Below are 17692 nucleotides of genomic sequence, written 5' to 3' on the forward strand. Positions count from 1 at the left end.
TGTCCATGCCGCGCAGGGGGGCCTTTCAGTCAGCGATTCTGCTGGCGTCTCTGCATAACCTTCGCGCCACGGCCATTTCATAAAGACTGGTCAGGGATAAGCCAGCCTTCTTCCGCCTTATCGGCGGTGGTGAGTATTTGCTTTGCAGGCAAAGAGTTATATCGTTGCTGACTGTAACGCCTGAAGCCTGCGTTGCTTTTGGTCAGGCCATTCTTATGGAGCGGGCTGATGCGGATGTTGGTCAGGCCGCCTGCTGATAATTTCAATAAGCAACTCACGGGGAAATATCGTTTCCTCAGATATGACCAGCTCCTCCAGAGACCACCAGTGCAGAGCGCGAATCACCTGCTGCTCATTTTCACTCCAGCCTGAAAGGGAGGTTTCAGTGGTTTCTGCCTGAATGATAAAAAAACGTTCATCTGCCTGTACGGTTTCGCCGTCAGGCAGGGTCATGGTAAAGCTTCTGCTGGCGATTTGCCGACCTGCGGACTGTCTTATCAGCCCGGTTTCTTCACGTAACTCGCGTAATGCGGCCTGTTCAAAGGTTTCGTTATCCTCCAGCCCTCCGCCCGGCGTTGCCCAGTATGATTTGCCGCTCAGGGCATCACCTTCATGGCAGAAATGAAAGAGTAAAACCCGATGCTCAGGAGTAAAAATGATCAATCGCGATGACGGACGGGTACGCAAAAAACCTCCCTGAGTGCGGCTTATTTTCTGATAATTAACTGAGCGTAGACCCAGGATGGATCGGTGATAGCCACCTGATCGGTTTGCTGAACGATGATCCACCCCTGGGCGGCAAGCTGCGGTAGGGTTCCGCTTATCTTTTCACCACAATTAAATACCGTGTTGTCGCTCAGCATCGCAGCGGCTGAATTGGTGGCAACGGCCGGTGAATGGCAGACGTGAGCTTCACCAGCCCATGACATTCCTGAAAAGCCGCAGGCAAGCAGAGTGAGCAGGGCTGAGATTTTTTTCATTTTGCCTCTTTGTGACAGAAAATTGTTTTCAAGTTAGTAATAAACCATTAAATAAATTAACCTCTTTAACAAAAATCAGGCAACCAGATTTTTATCAGATGTTACTTCAGTGCCTTAAAACAGCCTGAACAGCTTTAATGCACAAGGGGCGTTAGCCGCCACTGTGATGACTGACGGTGCCCATTGAAGGTAATTTTGCGCGACGCATCCTGAAGCCAGAAGTCTGAACAGGCCTGCCAGAAAGATGTTTACCCAGCGGCGCATACACAGCAGAGCAACCAACTGAAAAGCCTGCCGGACATGTCGAATGGACGAAAGGAGCCCGATGAATGCCGATAAATCACCCTGAGCCAAAACCCGATTTAACGATTGGCTTTTTGCTGATGCGTCAGTTCACGCTTGCCTCTGTCGCCGGGCTGGTGGAGTCTTTGCGCTTTGCGGCGGACGAATCTTTCTCCAGCCGACAGATTTTTTGCCGCTGGGAGTGGATGACCTGTGATGACCGGCCGGTTATCGCCAGCTGTGGATTGCCCGTTTCACCCACGGCAACGCTGGATTTCACTAAATCCTGGGACTACTTCATCGTGGCGGGCGGGTTGCTTGAAGAGACGCGGGATCCGCCAGAATGGTTGTTGCAGGCGCTGCGTGAACTGCATGCGCGAAATATCCCGATCATCACCCTGTGTAGCGGGGCATTTGTGGTGGGAAACGCCGGCCTGCTGGATGGGCGCTACTGCGCTATCCACTTCACCACCCGCGATGAATTTCGTATGCGTTTTCCGCAAGCCATTCCGGTTATCGACAAAACCTATATAAAAGATGGCGGGATCATCTCCTGCCCGGGGGGGACGGCGATTGATCTGGCTGCGGATTTGATTCGCCAGCACTGCGGGGCGGTGCGCTCGCAAAAAGTGCTGAAATATCTGTTGGTTGACGATACTCCGCAACGCGCAGGCAAGGCTAAGCAGCGAGGCACCCTCAACGCGCCCGCCGTCTATGAAAATGCGCTGGTCAGTAAAGTGATTGGCTTTATGAAAGACCATCTTGATTCACCGATCCCCCTGGCGGAAGTCGCGGATTTTGCCGGTGCGACCTTCCGCCAGTTGAATCTGATGTTTACCCGCTGCACCGGCCATTCGGCGTCTGTTTACTGGCGCAATATGCGCCTTGAGCAGGCGCGCAGGCTGATGGCGGATTCAGGTAACAGCATCAATGCCATCGCCAGCGCGACCGGATTTTCAGATGCATCACATCTGATTTCATGGTTTCGCAAACAGTATGGCGAAACGCCCAGCTCATTTCGTAAACGGCGCAGGGAAGTCGAAAAGCTGGTCAGGGAATAGAGAAGGGCGACATCCCGTCGCCCTTTTCATCCCACAGACTGTGTCGTTTGGGCAGCACCGTTCGTACAGCGGCTTTTTCCGCTGGTGGCTGGTCATCCAGCGAAGAGGCATCTTCCAGGCTACGGGCGTTGGTTTCCGGGGCCAGCAACCAGGAGACGGCCAGACCAAAGAAGGTAATTGCCGCTGCAATATACATCGTCGGGCCGATGCCGATATTTTGCAAAGAAACGGGCACCAGCCATGTCCCCACCGCCGCACCAATACGCGACAGCGAGGTGCCCACGCCCACCGCACCGGCGCGGATCTCCGTTGGGAAAATCTCGTTCGGATAGACCAACTGCAACACCTGAGCACCGCCAATAAACAGCGCGTACAGTCCAAACATCAGCAGGATCAACAAAGAGGGGCCGTCACGCAGCAAACCTAACAGTAGCAGTGCCAGACCAGACCACAGGAAGCTGTGCAGCAGTAGCTTACGACGCCCCAGGGTATTGATCAGGCGGGTGGCAATAATGCAGCCGATCACGAACAGCAGGGTGATGCTTACCGAACCCCAGGAAGCCCAGCGGCCGCTCAGATGTAGCGCATCCAGCACTTTGGGCGCAAAGGCGTAGACCGCAAATACCGGAATGACGGAGCAGGTCCAGAAGACCGTGACAAATGCCATGCGCCTGCCGTAGCCGGAATGGAGCAGGTTGGCAAAGGAGAGATTTTTGCTCTCGGTCTGAACCGGCAGATTGTCCAGGCCAAACTCCGGGCCGTAAACGCGGCGGATAATGGCTTCGGCCTCAGCGTGGCGGCCCTTGCTCATCAACCAGCGTGGGGACTCCGGGGTGCCCATACGCACAATGAACAGCAGGATGCCAATGACGGCAGTGCTGGCCAGTGTCAGACGCCAGGCGCCAGGGCCGGCAACATTGAGAATCGTTTCACCGGTCAGATAAGCTGCGGCGGCTCCCGCGAACCATAAGATGGTGAGCGTGGCGAGACAGGGCCCGCGATTTTTCTTCGGCAAAAACTCCACCAGGAAGGCGGTGGCTACCGGATATTCAATCCCCACCGCCACGCCATTCATAAAGCGCAGGGCAAACAGCATTTCGCCGCTCTGCACCCAGTATTGCGCCAGTGAGCAGAAAATGAACAGGGTCGGGCCAACGAAATAAAGCAGGCGTCGCCCAAGACGGTCAGTTAACGCACCGCCAATAAAGCCGCCGAAGAAGATGCCGATTAATGCCGAAGCGGCAATCAGGCCCTGCCAGAATGCGTTGAGGCCCAGGGTAGGGGAAACCTGCATCATGGCGATGCCGATGATACTCAGCACATAACCGTCGACAAAAGATCCCCCGCCTGAACGCACGGTCAGCAATCGATGGAAGCGGTTAAGTGGAAGGTCTTCTACAGAAAGCGTATTTGACATGATAACTCCTGTCTTTCCCCGATGATGTTAAATTAACAGGGGTAACCGGCCTTATTAGCCACAAAGGCGTATTGCAGGCAGACGAAACCCATACCGTTAATTTAACGATCACGGAATTAATATAGGTCAGGTAAGATCGTCAGAGCATTATCCAGAGCAGATAAAGCGATGCCGAAAAATCAATAGAGAGTAATTTCTGTTATTTCTGCTGATTCATAACAACGACTCCTCTGGTACAGGGCAGGCGGGTAAGATGTTTTTATTATCTGGTATTTACTTACTTTGATTTATTGCCGGTAATTTTTTGGCGCTATGCTGCGGGTAGACCACCAACAGATCAGCGAGCCCAGGCTCACCATCGCAGTGCCCTGCCAGAATGAGAGCGTCAGATGCGAGTTCAGGATAAAGGCCGCCAGCAGCGCCGAGATAATGGGAATAAAATAGGAGGCGGCAGCCAGCACGGTCACATTGCCATGTAAAATACCCACATTCCATGCCGCGTAGCCAAAGCCCATGGCAATGGCAGCCAGCGCCAGGCTAAGCCATGTATGCCAGGAGAGAACAAAGTCTGGCTGCGGGGATGTCAGATATTTTATCCATAATGTCAGGGCGGTTAAAATAAAGAACAGCGTGATGCCATTATTCCCTTTGGCAATAATTTTTGTCACCACGCAATAGATTGCCCAAATAACAGCGCCACTCAATGCGAGGCCGAAGCTGAGCGGATTTTCCATTATATTGCTGGTCATCTCATTAAATGAGAAACCCCGCTCGCCGCCCAGCACCAGACATATTCCCGCCACGGATAACAGCATTCCCGGAATAATAAGCGGGCTGGTCTTCTGGCGGTTGACCACCACCGCCAGCAAAATTGTCATCGCAGGCCAGAGATAATTTACCATTCCAACTTCGATTGCCTGACGGCCCGAGTGGGTGAAACCAAGCGACAGCGACAGACAGAGTTCGTAACTCACAAACAGGAGGCTGCCGAAAAACAGGTAGCCTGACGGAAACTGCCGCAGCTTCGGAAAGCCAACGGTGAACAGCAGCAGAATGGCGATACAGGTGTAAATCAACGCAGCGCCTGCTACCGGGCCAAAGCCTTCGCTCACGCTTTTGATTAACCCAACGATTGCGCTCCACAACAGGATAGCTATCAGTCCGATGAGTGTCGCTTTCTTCTGGGGCATACCCTGCACCTCTGTCTGAATGTTGTTAACCACCGGCTCATCGGCTGTGGAACTGTTAATAACTGGTTAAATATCGCCTTAAAACTATGCCTGCGCATGGACGCTGTAAATACGTCTTTTGAGGCAATAATTCCGGAATGTGATCGCTATCTTAAATCATCCAGGAAATTAATACCGAATGGATTATTTTTAATTAATTGATTTTAAATAATTAAATTTAACATGTATGTAGGAATTTACTATTTAGCAGTCCTTGCGTTGTATTTTTAATGTATACAAAAAATATTCACCCATTGACCTCTTTCGCCTCTGTGTGCAAATTTTTAACAAATCGCAGTCTGCCGGGCTGCTGAACAGACACTGATGGTTGTGAATTTCCCTGGAGGTTATCGTGTTGACATTTGATGGTATCTACACCCCCGCAATTACCCCTTACGCAGCCGATGGCAGCATTGATTTCGCTCGCTTTGCCGATGTACTGGAGTCCCTGATTGAAGGCCGTGTGCACGGCATCATTATTGGCGGTTCGACGGGAGAATACTATGCCCAGAGCCCGGAAGAGCGTAAGGCACTTGCTGAACATGCGCGTCAGGTGATTGGCAACCGTCTGCCGCTGATCGTCGGTACGGGGGCCATCCGCACTGAAGACGCGGTGGACTACGCGAAGCATTCGCGCGAAATCAAAGCCGATGCGATCCTGGTCACTTCACCGCCCTACGCGCTGCCCACCGAACTGGAAAACGCCCATCATGCGCTGACGATAGATAAAGCCGCGCAGCTGCCGATCATGCTTTACAACTATCCGGGCCGGATGGGGATCTCAATGGGTGAAACCTACTTTCAGCAGGTGAGTCGCTCGTCAAACGTGGTCGCCATTAAAGAAAGCTCGGTTGATTTCAATAATTTGCATCTGCTGGCCTGCAAATTCCCCAATATTGCACTTTCCTGCGGCTGGGATGACCAGGCGCTGGAGTTCTTCGCGTGGGGAGCGCGTAGCTGGGTGTGTGCCGGTTCAAACTTTATTCCACGCGAACATGTGGCGCTGTATGAAGCCTGCGTGGTGGAAAAGGACTTCGAAAAGGGACGTAAGATCATGGCTGCGATGATGCCGCTGATGAATTTCCTTGATGGTGGCAAATTTGTGCAGTCCATCCGCTATGGCTGTGAGCTGAATGGCCTGAGCTGCGGTCAGGTTCGTGCGCCGCTGCACGGCCTGAATGAAGAAGAGAAAGCCCAACTGAAAGCGACGATTGCCGATGTAAAACGCAACGTGGCTAAGGTCACAGAAGGATAAGGGGGCAGAATGAAACAGCTTCAGACGCTTAATGACGTCACGCGCCTTGCGCATGATCTTTCGTTTCCTGACAAGGCGTTTATTAACGGTCGTTTTGCTGCCGCTGTTAACGGTAAAACGCTGACGACCCGCAACCCGGCTACCGGTGAGGCAATCGTCAATATTGCGGCCTGTGATGCCTCCGACGTTTACACGGCAGTGAGCGCGGCACGTAAGGCCTTTGAATCAGGCAGCTGGAGCAAGCGAGCTCCTGGGGAACGTAAAGCTGTGCTGCTTAAGCTGGCGGCGCTGATGGAGCAGGAGCTTGAGTCACTGGCGGTGCTGGAAAGCCTCGACAGCGGTAAACCGGTCAGTGAATGTCTGGCGGTGGACGTGCCGGAGACTATCCATGTACTGAAATGGCACGCGGAAGCCATCGACAAGTTTTACGATCATACGGCACTAGCAGGTCACGCTCTGGCGCTGGTGGTGCGTGAGCCTGTTGGGGTGGTGGGCTGCGTCCTGCCCTGGAATTTTCCGCTGCTGATGCTCGCCTGGAAAATTGGCCCCGCGCTGGCGGCAGGCTGTTAATTGGTGGTGAAGCCAGCAGAGCAGACCTCGCTGACCTCGCTGCGCGTGGCGGAACTGGCGTTTGCTGCGGGAGTGCCTGCGGGCGTACTGAATGTTGTCACCGGAACCGGGAAAGAGGTGGGCGAACCGATTGGTTTGCATCCGGATATTGATATGGTCAGCTTCACCGGCTCCACGGCCACCGGACGTCGTTTCCTGCACTACGCGGCGGAGTCCAATCTTAAAAAGGTGGTGCTGGAATGCGGCGGAAAAAACCCGGCGCTGGTGTTTAACGATGCCGATGATTTAGCCGCAGTAGCCGGACATGTGCTTAACGGTGCTTTCTGGAACATGGGCGAGAACTGCTCTGCCACCTCACGTTTGCTGGTGCAGGAAGGGGTGAAAGAGGCGTTGCTGGCGGAGATGGCAAAGCAGATTGGCGACTGGAAGATGGGCGATCCACTCGACCCGAACAACCGGCTTGGCGCGATGGTTTCGCCGGAACACTTCAGTAAGGTGAGTGGTTACCTCGACATAGCGCGTCAGGAGGGGCTGCGGGTGCTACATGGCGGCAACTCGGAGCGGGGCGCTTACGTGCAACCAACGATTATCGATGACGTCATGCCTGAAAGCGCCCTGTTCAGGGAGGAGATTTTCGGACCGGTGCTCTGTGTCACCCCTTTTAAAACCGAAGCCGAAGCCATTGCCCTGGCGAACGACACCCCTTATGGGCTGGCTGCGTCGGTCTATACCGGCAAACTCAGTCGTGCCATTCGCGTATCGCGCGCTGTTCGCGCCGGCACTGTCACCGTCAACTGCTTTGGTGAAGGCGATGCAACAACGCCTTTTGGCGGCTATAAGCAGTCCGGCTTTGGCGGGCGTGATAAATCGGTGTTCGCGCTCGACCAGTACACCGAACTGAAGACCATCTGGATTGATGTTGCTGAAGATGACGCCTGAAGTCCTCTTTGACGACCTGGAAGACAGAACGCATTTCTATTTCTGTCTTCTGGCGGCGTTGAGTATCAGAAGAAAGCAGGGACGCATTGCTTCGGGGCGGCAGAAAAACGCCTTTATTATGAAGTGGCTGAAAAATGCCGGGCAAAATGCCGCTTTTCAGCAGCGCGCCAGCAGTGAAATTGTCTGGCTGCGCGGAGAAATACTGCGCCATCCGCCCGACCGGGATGTGGAACCCGTCCTGATAATGATTTACCAGACCGCCAGAGAGATGTGCAGAGCGTGATCCCTGCGCCTGATATTTTTGCTGTAGTACACCTTTATCTGTAGGTTAAGCAGCATATCAGGTCGACATTCAGGAGGCGGTAATGAGAACGGGGAAGGCAGCGCTGTATGAGGATCTCAAGCGACACATTTTAACGATGGAACTGGCTCCGGATGAGCTGCTGGATGAAGCCAGTCTGACCGCGCAATACGGGTTGTCACGGACGCCGGTGCGCGAAGTCTTTCAGCGCCTGGCTGGTGAAGGATACCTTGAGATTGTTGTAAAGCGTGGTGTCCGGGTGATCCCCCTGAGCCATGCGACACTGCGTAATTTCTTCCTGGTGGCCCCAATGGTTTACGCGGCCACTGGACGACTGGCGGTACAGCATTACAAGCCAGCCCAGTTAAAGGGGCTGAAAGAGACGCAAAAGCGCTTTCGCAAAGCGATGCTCAGCAAGGACGCAGAAGCGCTGGCGCTGGAAAATAACCGCTTTCACGAAATTATGGGAGAGATGGCGGCAAACCCCTATTTGCAGCCGAGCCTTGGCCGTTTGCTGATTGACCACTGTCGCATAGGCCACACTTTTTTTCGACCGCAGAATGATGACATGGCGCGGCGTCTGGCGCTGGCGGCCGATCATCACGATGCGTTTATCGCCGCACTGGAAGCACGTGACGAGCAGGCGGTGGTGGAGCTGGTTTTTGAACACTGGTCGCTGTCGCGGGAGAACATGGAGATATTTATTGCCCCTGAAGGACTTAAAGCGGATGACCCTGTCCGGTCATCTGAATAACCTCGCCTGAGGGTACGCCTGCCGGCGTCCGCTGGCAGGTCATTTCTGCACCAGAACACATCCTGTCGCCGCTCGTACGGGGGCTTTCGCTCGCCTTTTTTAACATAAAATTAACTAAATTTATACTTGTTGTATACATTAGATATTCATCACATATTCCTTTTTTTCATCCTGGCTAACATCATTCCGGCAACGCTTTTCGCGTGGAAAAGCACAAGCAAACAACAGTAAAAATGGCAGCGTACCGGAGTAAACTAACGTGCAAAAGATCACTTCACTTCCTGCTGATGACGCCCTGCCAGGGTGGTATCACACCAGTCCATCGCGCACTCCGCATCCCGCCCATGTCGGGCAAAAACATGCTCGCTGGGTCATTGTTGGTGCCGGGCTGACCGGTCTTGCCGCTGCCCGTCAGATGGCGCATCACTTCCCCGACGATGAAATCGTGCTGGTTGAGGCGCAGGAGGTCGGGTACGGCCCTTCCGGACGCAATGCGGGCTTTGCTATCGATGTGCCGCACGATATTGGGGCAAAGGACTACATTGGCGATGTGAAAACCGCCAGCCTGATTTTTAAGCTCAACACCCTGGGTCAGAACTATCTGCGCGCTATCGTCAGGGAACACGGCATAGAGTGTCAGATGTCCGAGTCCGGTAAATACCAGGCGGCGGTAGGTGAAAAAGGGGTGGCGATTCTGGAGGCCTACCGACGTGGGCTGGAGAAGGTAGGTCGTGAAACGCAGATGATTGCAGGCAGGGATCTGCCTGATCATATCGGCACTGCCTACTATAAGCAGGCGCTTTATATTCCGGGCACTATCCTGCTCCAGCCTTCAGCGTTGGTGAAAGGGCTGGCAAACAGCCTGCCTTCAAACGTAACGCTCTACGAGTACACGCCGATCACCGCCATTCATTATGGCGACAGAGTGACGCTGGTGCATGATAAAGGCAGCATTACCGCTGATAAGCTGATCCTGGCGAATAACGCTTTCGCATCACACTTTGGTTTCCTGCGCGGGCGTTTGTTGCCAACCTTCCTGTACGGCAGTCTGACTCGTCCTCTGACTGGCGATGAGCACGCTTTTCTCGGCGGCAAGCCGGTGTGGGGGGTGATTCCCGCGCATCCGTTTGGCAGCACCGTTCGTCGCACTGTCGATAACCGCATTCTGGTGCGCAACAGTTTTAGTTTCCACCCGGATGGCCGCCCGCGTGACTATCATCTGAAGAGCTTTATTGCCAGACATCGCAAGTCCTTTGAGCGGCGCTTCCCAACGCTCAATCATGTCGATTTTGAATACTCCTGGAGTGGGGCAATCTGCCTGTCAGAAAATCACGAAGGCTTCTTCGGCCAGCTGGCACCGAACGTCTACGGGGCGCTGTGCTGTAACGGGCTGGGGATCACACGCGGCACGGCCACCGGTAAACTGCTGGCGGATATGATTGCCGGTGAAAACAATGAGTTAATCAATTTTCTCCGCGCGTCTCCGGGGCCAAATAAAACGCCGCCGCAGCCGTTTTTGTCGGTCGGCGTAAACTCGGTGCTGAAATGGGGACAATATCGTGCAGGGCTGGAATTGTAGTGTTTGTCACTGAAAGCAGGAGTGATCACAGCAACAAAGCCGATGCTATCGCCCCGCCACTGCGCGGGGATAACAGAAGGCGCTTTTTTGTTACCCGCTTCATTTATTCTGCGACCTTGCATCAGCCTGGCGTTTGCAGTCTACCCGCGCGCATTGCGGCAATAACGCCACCGTCAATCAGCAGATCGCTACCGGTAATGAATCCCGCATCTGCACCGAGTAAGAAAGAGGCGGCCACGGCAATTTCTTCCGGGGGAGCCATGCGTCCAGTGGGTGAGGCCTCGACCATTGCGCGATAAATATCACCAATTTCTGAATCAAGTTCATGTTTTGCCAGCGGGGTGACGATAATGCCAGGGCTGATTGAGTTGACTCGCGCCCCCTGGCGCCCCAGCTGATAGCAGACGCCTGTACCCGGAGATGGTTTGCACGCCTGGCAATCATATAAGCGACCAGGGTATCAGGAACGGCATCAGCTTGTAAAAACGGCAGACTGAGTAATTCTTCTGTCGGTGTCCAGGCCAGGGCGTGATCCTGCTCAGGAGGTAACGCTGGCATCATATGCCCGGCCATACTGGAGATGATCAGACCCGCGCCCCCCGGAGCGATAACCTGTCATGAATGACACCCCTTCCCGACAACTGAAAACCGGTGCTGACCCGCGCAAGCTGGCTGATTATGCTGCCCTGCGTGAAGAACTGAGTAAGCTGAAACATCCGGCGCGTCCGGATGTGAACTGGCATCATGCTGAAAAACTCTGCCTTTCTCTCTTCGAACAAAATGGCGTGGAGCTACAGACAGCAGCCTGGTATACCCTGGCACGTTCGCATCTGGCCGGATTGTTCGGGCTTAATGAAGTTCTGGCGATACTGGAGGCCCTGATAAACCATCAGTGGAGTGCACTCTGGCCGCAGTCGGTACATGCCCGCATGGCAATCCTCAGCAGTCTGAGCCAGCGTTTGCAGCAACGGATGCGCTCGCTCCCGCTCAATGACAACGACCTCAATCAGTTGTATCGGGCGGAGCAACTGCTTACCAGCCTGGCAGCGGTATTACAGCGTCTGGAGCTTAAACATCTCAGCCAGCTTGATACATTGCGTACCCTGGTGCACAACAATGCCGTTCGGCTGAAAAACAGCGATGACACAACTAGCACCGGGCCGGACATTCAGTCTGGTGTTGTGTTGCCTGCCAGCGTGATAAATGATACGACAGCACCCATGAGGGACCTTGCTGGTAGTCCGCCTGACAGCGCAGTGAAGTGGGTGTACGTTGCGCAGCCACCGCGTCAGGCGCATGCAGAAGTATTGGCGGCAATGCCTGCTCCGGTAAAAAAGTGGAAATCCTTCGCAGCCGGGATCTGTACCATGCTGATGATAAGTGCCTTTGCAGTATCGGGCTGGCATCTCCTCAACCGGCCTGATCCGCTACAGACTCAGCTTGCAGCTTCACTGGCACCATTACCTGCACCTCTCACAGCAGAAGAGTCAGATGCGTTACGTCAGCAGGCCCGGTTGCCAAAGGACTTTATCGCCCGGACACAGCAGCAGCTTATCCGGCTGGAAAAGTTACCTGCTGGCTGGAATATCACCTACGCCAGAAAGCTCGCAGAACAGGCAAAAGCACTGTGGCCGGATCAGGCTAAGCTTCTGATACAACAGTGGCAGCAACAGATAAATGCATCAGCACTGTCTGCGGATGTAATGAACGGCTGGCACGAAGGGATGCTCAGACTACAGGAGCTGACAAACCAGCTGAATGCACTGGATGGGCAGAAAGGAAGGTACATAACCGTCAGCGAGCTGAAAACACAGGTGTTTGCTGCAACCCAGTCATTCAGTAAAACCGTGCCGGTTGAAGAACAGCTACGGCAGATGAATATACAGGAAAATCCAGTGATGATCCCCTCTACGCAAAAAATGCTGACAGAGCAGCATTTGAAGCAGCTTATCACCAGCTATCTGAGGGTGACTTCAGGTCAGCAGGCCTGTTACCCTCATTCCTCATCGTGTTAAAACGCCACAGTGAAAGTATCCTGATCCGATGTTTTGCCTCTGTCTGTTAACAGTGTTTGTAACAGGGCTGCCGTGATGCTCAGACCTTACATTGGTGCTGGCTGACGCTGGTTGCAGAGCGTTGCCTGAGTAAACAGGTTGTCAGAAGGTCTCAGCCAGCTGATAAAACCGTTCCTGGCCTGCCAGCCACGTGGCATCCCAGGAACAGGTCAACGCGGCAATAGCTGCCATCCGGCTGCAAACAACCGGATATCTTCAGCACCAGAGGGATTAAAAAAATAGCCTTAACTTAGTCGCCACCATTGCCACCGGCTCCTCCTGCGCCGCCATTTCCTCCTGAACCATCAGCGGCGGAGTCTCCTCCTTTACCTCCATTTCCGCCGTTGCCACCCTTTGTGCCTGCGCCTGGAACTCCGCCTTTTCCACCGTTTCCTGCATGATTACCATTGCCGTTTGCCCCATCTTTGCTGGCATGTGGCAATACAGGTTGTTCCGTTGAAGTGCTGTTTGCAGTGTCATCAGCCTTAGCCGTCAAATAAAAGGGGGATATCACGATGAAAATCAATGCGATTAACACAGAATCTATTTTGTGCAGTTTCATAAATGCTCCAGACAGAGGCTGTTTACTTCCCCCCTCGCACAACTTACCCAGGAGGGAGAATTATTAGATTAAATGGAAGATTCCCAGGGGTTTGCTCAATAAACACTGAGCTGCAACAAGAACGGATCTTTAATTTGCCATCTGTATCACGCCGATCATTTTTTAACCTGCTGCGTTATAAAGTTCCCGCCATAAACCGCCGATATTAACCTGTAGCCTGAAGGGCATTGCTTTTTTTTGCGAAAAATCCACGTTGCAGCACGGGAAAGATAATCATGAAATTCAGCCGGGCATCTGTACGTACACAGCTTACAGTGGGATTTGCATCCCTTGTCGTTATGGTTCTTCTGATAGCATGTCTGGCGGTCAGGGCGCTTGTCGGTGCAAACGATACATTCAGAAACCATGTTGAACAGGTTTCGGCCAGAGAAAGTCTGGTGAATGCCATTCTGGGCGATGTAAAAACTAACTCGCTCGAAATATACGGACTGGTTCTGGTCAGTGAGCCTGCCGATATTGTGGCAGGCAAGGAGCTGGTTGCAGGTGCAGAAGCACGAATGGTGGCTGCAACTCAACAGTTGGAACAGGCTGTCAATTCTCAGGCGGATACCACAGAAAATGACAGAAACTTTGTTAATTCTATCGTTGAAGCTGAAAAGGTATACCGTCCTGTCGCAGGGCATATCATTTCTCTGGCTCTGGAAGAGAAAAAAGCTGAGGCGATCGACAGGCTAAACCGTGAGCTGCGGCCTGGGCTACAGATGCTTATCAAGGCTGCTGACGGTTATCTGGATTACAGCAAACAGCAGTCAGTTAAAAGACTGGAGAGTGCGCAGAAAACCTACCTGGCTACGCGGCTGGTGTTTATTTTTGTCAGCCTGGCAGCGCTAATCACCTCAGTACTACTCGGATGGATAATTATACGAACGCTACTTCGTGCGCTGGGTGAAGAACCCGCAACGCTTAAAGAGGTTGTTCAACGTATTGCTGATGGCGATCTGAATCCTGTCCCCAATGCGACTCAGGCACCTGAGGGAAGCGTTCTTGCTGCATTAGGAATGATGCAAAACAATCTGGCTCAACTGATTAGCCAGGTCGCGAACTCAGCTGAGAATATTCTAAAAGCAGCGGAAGAAATTAATCAGGGGAATGAAGATCTCAGTCGTCGGACTGAAGCTCAGGCATCGGCGTTAGAGCAGACCTCTGCCAGTATGGAGCAGCTGACGGCTACGGTAAAAAATAACGCTGCGAGTGCGCAGGAAGGCAATGACAGGGCCACCGGGGCATCTCAGACCGCACAGCGCGGTGGTGAGGTGGTGGCGCGGGTGGTGACTACCATGCAGGACATAGCCAGTAGTTCCGGACAAATAACACAGATTATCAACGTCATTGAGGGCATCGCATTTCAGACCAATATTCTGGCACTCAATGCGGCGGTTGAGGCGGCGCGCGCTGGTGAGCAGGGCAGGGGATTTGCGGTGGTTGCCGGTGAGGTTCGGAATCTGGCGCAACGCAGTGCCCTCGCAGCGAAAGAGATAAAATCCCTGATAGATGATTCTGTGCTTCGGGTGAGTACAGGTTCCGGACTGGTGAGCAACGCGGGTAGCACTATGTCTGAAATCGTCAATGCCGTGAACAGTGTGACCACGCTGATGGCGGAAATTACCGTAGCCTCCAGGGAGCAACATACCGGGATTGAGCAGGTCAATAAAGCCGTTATACAAATGGATGAAGCCACTCAGCAGAATGCGGCGCTGGTCGAAGAAAGCAGTGCGGCCACCGCAAACCTTGAAGGGCAGGCCAGACTTCTGCTTCAGGAAATTGCCGCTTTTGATATATCGCGTGCGGGTGCCAGACCTCTCTCTCTTTCAGCTGTGAGCTAAGGAGCCTCCCGTGAAACGTTACCGTATCATTTGGGTTATCACCGCGATGGCTTTACAGATGGGGCTGGCGGCTTTCGCCTCTGCTGAAACGCCTGTCACCGTAGGACTTATTACTAAAACCGATGCTAACCCCTTCTTTGCAAAAATGAAGGCCGGAGCACAACTCGGGGCAACTGTTCATAACATTAAACTTCTTACGGCCGCAGGCAAGGTAGACGGTGATGTCGCCTCGCAAACGGCTGCAATTGAGTCAATGGTCGCAGCAGGTGCCACCACGTTGTTGATCACCCCCAGTGACGCAAAAGCCGTCGTGCCGGCAATTGAGCAGGCGAGGGCAAAAGGCGTTCAGGTGATTGCTCTCGACTCGCCAACCGATCCGTCCAGTGCCGTTGACGCGCTGTTCGGAACGGATAACTACCAGGCAGGAGAAGCTATCGGACAGTATGCCAGGGCCGTTATGCCGCATAAATTTCCCGGACAACCATTAAAAATTGCCACGCTGGATTTGTCCGAGGGAAATCTGGTGGGAGCCAGACGTCATAATGGCTTTATGAACGGTCTTGGGCTGAAGGCGGAAGGGAGTGAATCTTATCAGCTTTCACAAAGCTCAGAAATTTTGTGCTCCGGCAGTACCCAGGGTGCAAAACAGCAGGGGCATGATGTTATGGCGGGATGCCTGAAAGATCATCCTGACATCAACCTTGTTTATACCATCAACGAACCGGCGGCGGCCGGTGCTTTTCAGGCTCTGAAGGAAGCGGGGAAAGAGAAGTCGGTGCTTTTAGTGTCGATTGACGGCGGGTGCGATGCCATCAAAAGTATAGCCAGAGGAGAAATGGCCGCTACTGCTCAGCAATATCCCCTGACAATGGCTGCAATGGGCGTGGATGCTGCCGTTGCCTATGCCCGGCATGGAAAAAAAGTGAGTGGTTTTGTTAATACCGGTAGCGTGCTGATTGCTGGCGTGCCTGCTGAAGGTGTACCCGGTCGGACAGTGGCAGATGGCATGAATGCGTGCTTCGGGGCTAAATAAACCGGAAAAATCTCATTACCCGTTATCCGTCCGGCAAACGTTTTCCTGGCAGGGCATGTCTCTTAAATAAGGGGGGGGAGGCTGAAGGATGTGCTCACTCACCAATAGCAAAACTTATAAAATGGCTGATGAATTACTTAACGTCATAACCTGAAAAAGACCTTCAGGCCGGGGCTGGACGGAGGCGCACAAAGCACGTTTTGTGCGCCTGCCGTCAGCAGACAAGCCACGTCACAGCTATTTTTAGCGCGTCAGTTAACATCCTTTTCCCTGCATGGCCTGCTTTACCCTCTCACGCACGAGTACTAAAAAATCACAGGGTGTTGTTCCCCAGAGGGCTGGTTCAAAATATTCACCATAGATGTTGCTGAATACAGTGTTTAGCTGGCCTTCAAGTAGCAAAAACTTTTCAATATCTTCCAGAAGAGCTGTTTGCATCGCCCTGCCGGATTGCCTGTTACAGGCATCAATTTTGGGTAGCCTGATTAAAGTGCCGATGATAAGCCCCGCTGACATCATCAATCTGCCCAAAGGGCAGGCATTCGCGCTACTTGAAGGCGGGCGTCTGTGGAAAATCCGCATGCCGCTGCCGGCAGGTCATGATGACCTCCATATGCCTGCCAGCCTGAAGCAACTGGCTGATGATATGGAGAAGAACTACCACAGCGGGGAAACGTGGTGGACAGGCGGTGAGGTGGGCCATGCCGGAGGGATGAATGTCGCAGAATGAGGGGAGTAACGACAGGCAGCGCCGTGCGCCTTCACAGCCCCGTCAGTCAGGCTTTTTTGGCACGCTGCTGTGGCCGGAGGCGGGTGCGTCGCACAGTTATCAGGTGATGCTGGCGGAAAGCCACTGGTTGTCAGAGGGCTACACCCGCAGTCTGTTGATGTCCGCCCCGGTGCAGACCACCAGTCGCTGGATGTATCTGGCCTGGCAGTGGCTCTTTGTGGACAGCGGCTTCAGCCAGTGAATGCAGTCATTTAAAGCGCTGAGTGAGAAGGGCTCCGGGCTGATCCCCGCGTTGAACGGCCTGGGCGCTTCGCTGGTCAGCTGGCTGGGCGTCTATTTACAGGCGACGGTGTGGGTGGCGCTGATTTTCATTATCCGGGTGATGATCCTGTTCCTGAGTCTGCCGCTGTTCGGGCTGGTGATCCTCACCGGCATTGTTGATGGTCTGGTGCGGCGCGACCTGCGGCGCTACGGGGCAGGGTATGAGTCCAGCTTTGTCTATCACCACGCCAAACGCTTTATCAAACCTGCGCTGTATGGACCCTGCATGCTGTATCTCGCCTGGCCCACCGCCGTCTGGCCGAATCTGTTTTTACTGCCGTCGGCGATGCTGGTCGGTGGGGTGCTGGAAAACGCTTATCGGAACCCGCCTGTGTACCAGGAGTTTTGCGGCACAGAAGACAGAGGTGTCCATCGGGTTGGTGGTTCTGAATCGTCTGCTGTCGGTGGCACGGCCCCACTCTGTCCGTAAGCAGGTGAAATCCGTCTGAATTACAGTGGGTAAGGGGACGCTGTAATTCAGCTATCCATGCACAAACGCCATATGGTGTAGCTTTTTGGCGTTGTGTTTATGCGGCATCGTTAACACATTTCAGAATAGCTGATCCTAATAATAATGGTTTGGCCATCCATGCACCAACGCCTCTGTTAAGCAGAGTCTTTGAAATTTAGGGTATTTCAATAACAAACAAGCTGCCTCATTGCAAAATTTACAACAGTGCCTCGCAAACTTTGCAACAGTGCTGCGATAACATCGGTGGGATAATGGAGGCGTCGGAAAGAT

15 protein-coding genes and 3 pseudogenes are annotated in these 17692 nt (G+C 53.4%); 11 read left to right on the forward strand and 7 right to left on the reverse strand.

Annotated features, from left to right (window positions below; translation table 11 throughout):
* Positions 1-213: 213 nt before the first annotated feature.
* Both AC3RPL_RS24220 and AC3RPL_RS24225 read right to left on the reverse strand, forming a co-directional pair.
* Positions 214-687, reverse strand: coding sequence for an NUDIX hydrolase (locus AC3RPL_RS24220; protein WP_490741853.1), 474 nt, complete (start codon positions 685-687; stop codon positions 214-216).
* A gap of 20 nt (positions 688-707) precedes the next feature.
* On the reverse strand, positions 708-980 hold the full coding sequence (locus AC3RPL_RS24225) for a hypothetical protein (protein WP_490741854.1): 273 nt from the start codon (positions 978-980) through the stop codon (positions 708-710).
* A 329-nt stretch (positions 981-1309) separates the two neighbouring features.
* Here AC3RPL_RS24225 and AC3RPL_RS24230 point away from each other — a divergent pair, with 329 nt between their 5' ends.
* Positions 1310-2323: a GlxA family transcriptional regulator gene (locus AC3RPL_RS24230; RefSeq protein ID WP_490741855.1), complete on the forward strand. Its 1014-nt coding sequence runs from the start codon at positions 1310-1312 to the stop codon at positions 2321-2323.
* Here the strand turns inward: AC3RPL_RS24230 and AC3RPL_RS24235 are convergent.
* Both AC3RPL_RS24235 and yddG read right to left on the reverse strand, forming a co-directional pair.
* Positions 2313-3740, reverse strand: a complete 1428-nt coding sequence (locus AC3RPL_RS24235) for an MFS transporter (protein WP_490741856.1) — start codon at positions 3738-3740, stop codon at positions 2313-2315. The genes AC3RPL_RS24230 and AC3RPL_RS24235 overlap by 11 nt on opposite strands.
* A gap of 287 nt (positions 3741-4027) precedes the next feature.
* Positions 4028-4930 (reverse strand): aromatic amino acid DMT transporter YddG, encoded by a 903-nt coding sequence (gene yddG, locus AC3RPL_RS24240; protein ID WP_490741857.1) that lies wholly within the window; start codon positions 4928-4930, stop codon positions 4028-4030.
* A 391-nt stretch (positions 4931-5321) separates the two neighbouring features.
* Between yddG and AC3RPL_RS24245 the strand changes: the two genes are divergently transcribed.
* From AC3RPL_RS24245 to AC3RPL_RS24265, 5 genes and pseudogenes are all read left to right on the forward strand, one after another.
* Entirely contained in the window at positions 5322-6224 is a 903-nt protein-coding gene (locus AC3RPL_RS24245; protein WP_490741858.1) for a dihydrodipicolinate synthase family protein, read from the forward strand.
* 9 nt (positions 6225-6233) lie between these two features.
* Positions 6234-7733 (forward strand): annotated as a pseudogene (locus AC3RPL_RS24250) (aldehyde dehydrogenase).
* Positions 7723-8016 (forward strand): hypothetical protein, encoded by a 294-nt coding sequence (locus AC3RPL_RS24255; RefSeq protein WP_490741860.1) that lies wholly within the window; start codon positions 7723-7725, stop codon positions 8014-8016. The pseudogene AC3RPL_RS24250 and the gene AC3RPL_RS24255 overlap by 11 nt, the downstream one beginning before the upstream one ends.
* 82 nt (positions 8017-8098) lie before the next feature.
* Positions 8099-8788, forward strand: a complete 690-nt coding sequence (locus AC3RPL_RS24260) for a GntR family transcriptional regulator (protein ID WP_490741861.1) — start codon at positions 8099-8101, stop codon at positions 8786-8788.
* Between the two features lie 259 nt (positions 8789-9047).
* Positions 9048-10367: an NAD(P)/FAD-dependent oxidoreductase gene (locus tag AC3RPL_RS24265; RefSeq protein ID WP_490741862.1), complete on the forward strand. Its 1320-nt coding sequence runs from the start codon at positions 9048-9050 to the stop codon at positions 10365-10367.
* Positions 10368-10488: 121 nt separating this feature from the next.
* Here the strand turns inward: AC3RPL_RS24265 and AC3RPL_RS24270 are convergent, their stop codons facing one another.
* Positions 10489-10761, reverse strand: a complete 273-nt coding sequence (locus tag AC3RPL_RS24270; RefSeq protein WP_490742131.1) for an SDR family oxidoreductase — start codon at positions 10759-10761, stop codon at positions 10489-10491.
* A 223-nt stretch (positions 10762-10984) separates the two neighbouring features.
* Here AC3RPL_RS24270 and AC3RPL_RS24275 point away from each other — a divergent pair, with 223 nt between their 5' ends.
* Positions 10985-12382 carry a VasL domain-containing protein gene (locus tag AC3RPL_RS24275; RefSeq protein WP_490741863.1) on the forward strand — a complete coding sequence of 466 codons (1398 nt, stop codon included), beginning with the start codon at positions 10985-10987 and terminating at the stop codon, positions 12380-12382.
* Positions 12383-12671: 289 nt separating this feature from the next.
* Here AC3RPL_RS24275 and AC3RPL_RS24280 read toward each other — a convergent pair whose 3' ends face one another.
* On the reverse strand, positions 12672-12983 hold the full coding sequence (locus AC3RPL_RS24280) for a hypothetical protein (protein ID WP_490741864.1): 312 nt from the start codon (positions 12981-12983) through the stop codon (positions 12672-12674).
* A 275-nt stretch (positions 12984-13258) separates the two neighbouring features.
* On the opposite strand from AC3RPL_RS24280, the gene AC3RPL_RS24285 reads away from it, so the two are divergent.
* Both AC3RPL_RS24285 and AC3RPL_RS24290 read left to right on the forward strand, forming a co-directional pair.
* Positions 13259-14866: a methyl-accepting chemotaxis protein gene (locus tag AC3RPL_RS24285; RefSeq protein WP_261641152.1), complete on the forward strand. Its 1608-nt coding sequence runs from the start codon at positions 13259-13261 to the stop codon at positions 14864-14866.
* A 10-nt stretch (positions 14867-14876) separates the two neighbouring features.
* A complete protein-coding gene (locus tag AC3RPL_RS24290; RefSeq protein ID WP_490741865.1) occupies positions 14877-15899 on the forward strand; it encodes a substrate-binding domain-containing protein in 1023 nt (340 codons plus the stop codon).
* Between the two features lie 255 nt (positions 15900-16154).
* On the opposite strand, the gene AC3RPL_RS24295 is transcribed toward AC3RPL_RS24290, so the two are convergent.
* Positions 16155-16337 (reverse strand): hypothetical protein, encoded by a 183-nt coding sequence (locus AC3RPL_RS24295; protein WP_490741866.1) that lies wholly within the window; start codon positions 16335-16337, stop codon positions 16155-16157.
* A gap of 55 nt (positions 16338-16392) precedes the next feature.
* Between AC3RPL_RS24295 and AC3RPL_RS24300 the strand changes: the two are divergent.
* Together AC3RPL_RS24300 and AC3RPL_RS24305 are read left to right on the forward strand one after the other, a co-directional pair.
* Positions 16393-16629 (forward strand): annotated as a pseudogene (locus AC3RPL_RS24300) (type IV conjugative transfer system coupling protein TraD); the annotation flags it as partial.
* A pseudogene (locus AC3RPL_RS24305) lies at positions 16616-17257 on the forward strand (TIGR03747 family integrating conjugative element membrane protein); the annotation flags it as partial. The pseudogenes AC3RPL_RS24300 and AC3RPL_RS24305, both read left to right, overlap by 14 nt.
* Positions 17258-17692: the final 435 nt, after the last annotated feature.

The organism is Erwinia papayae (assembly GCF_058241465.1).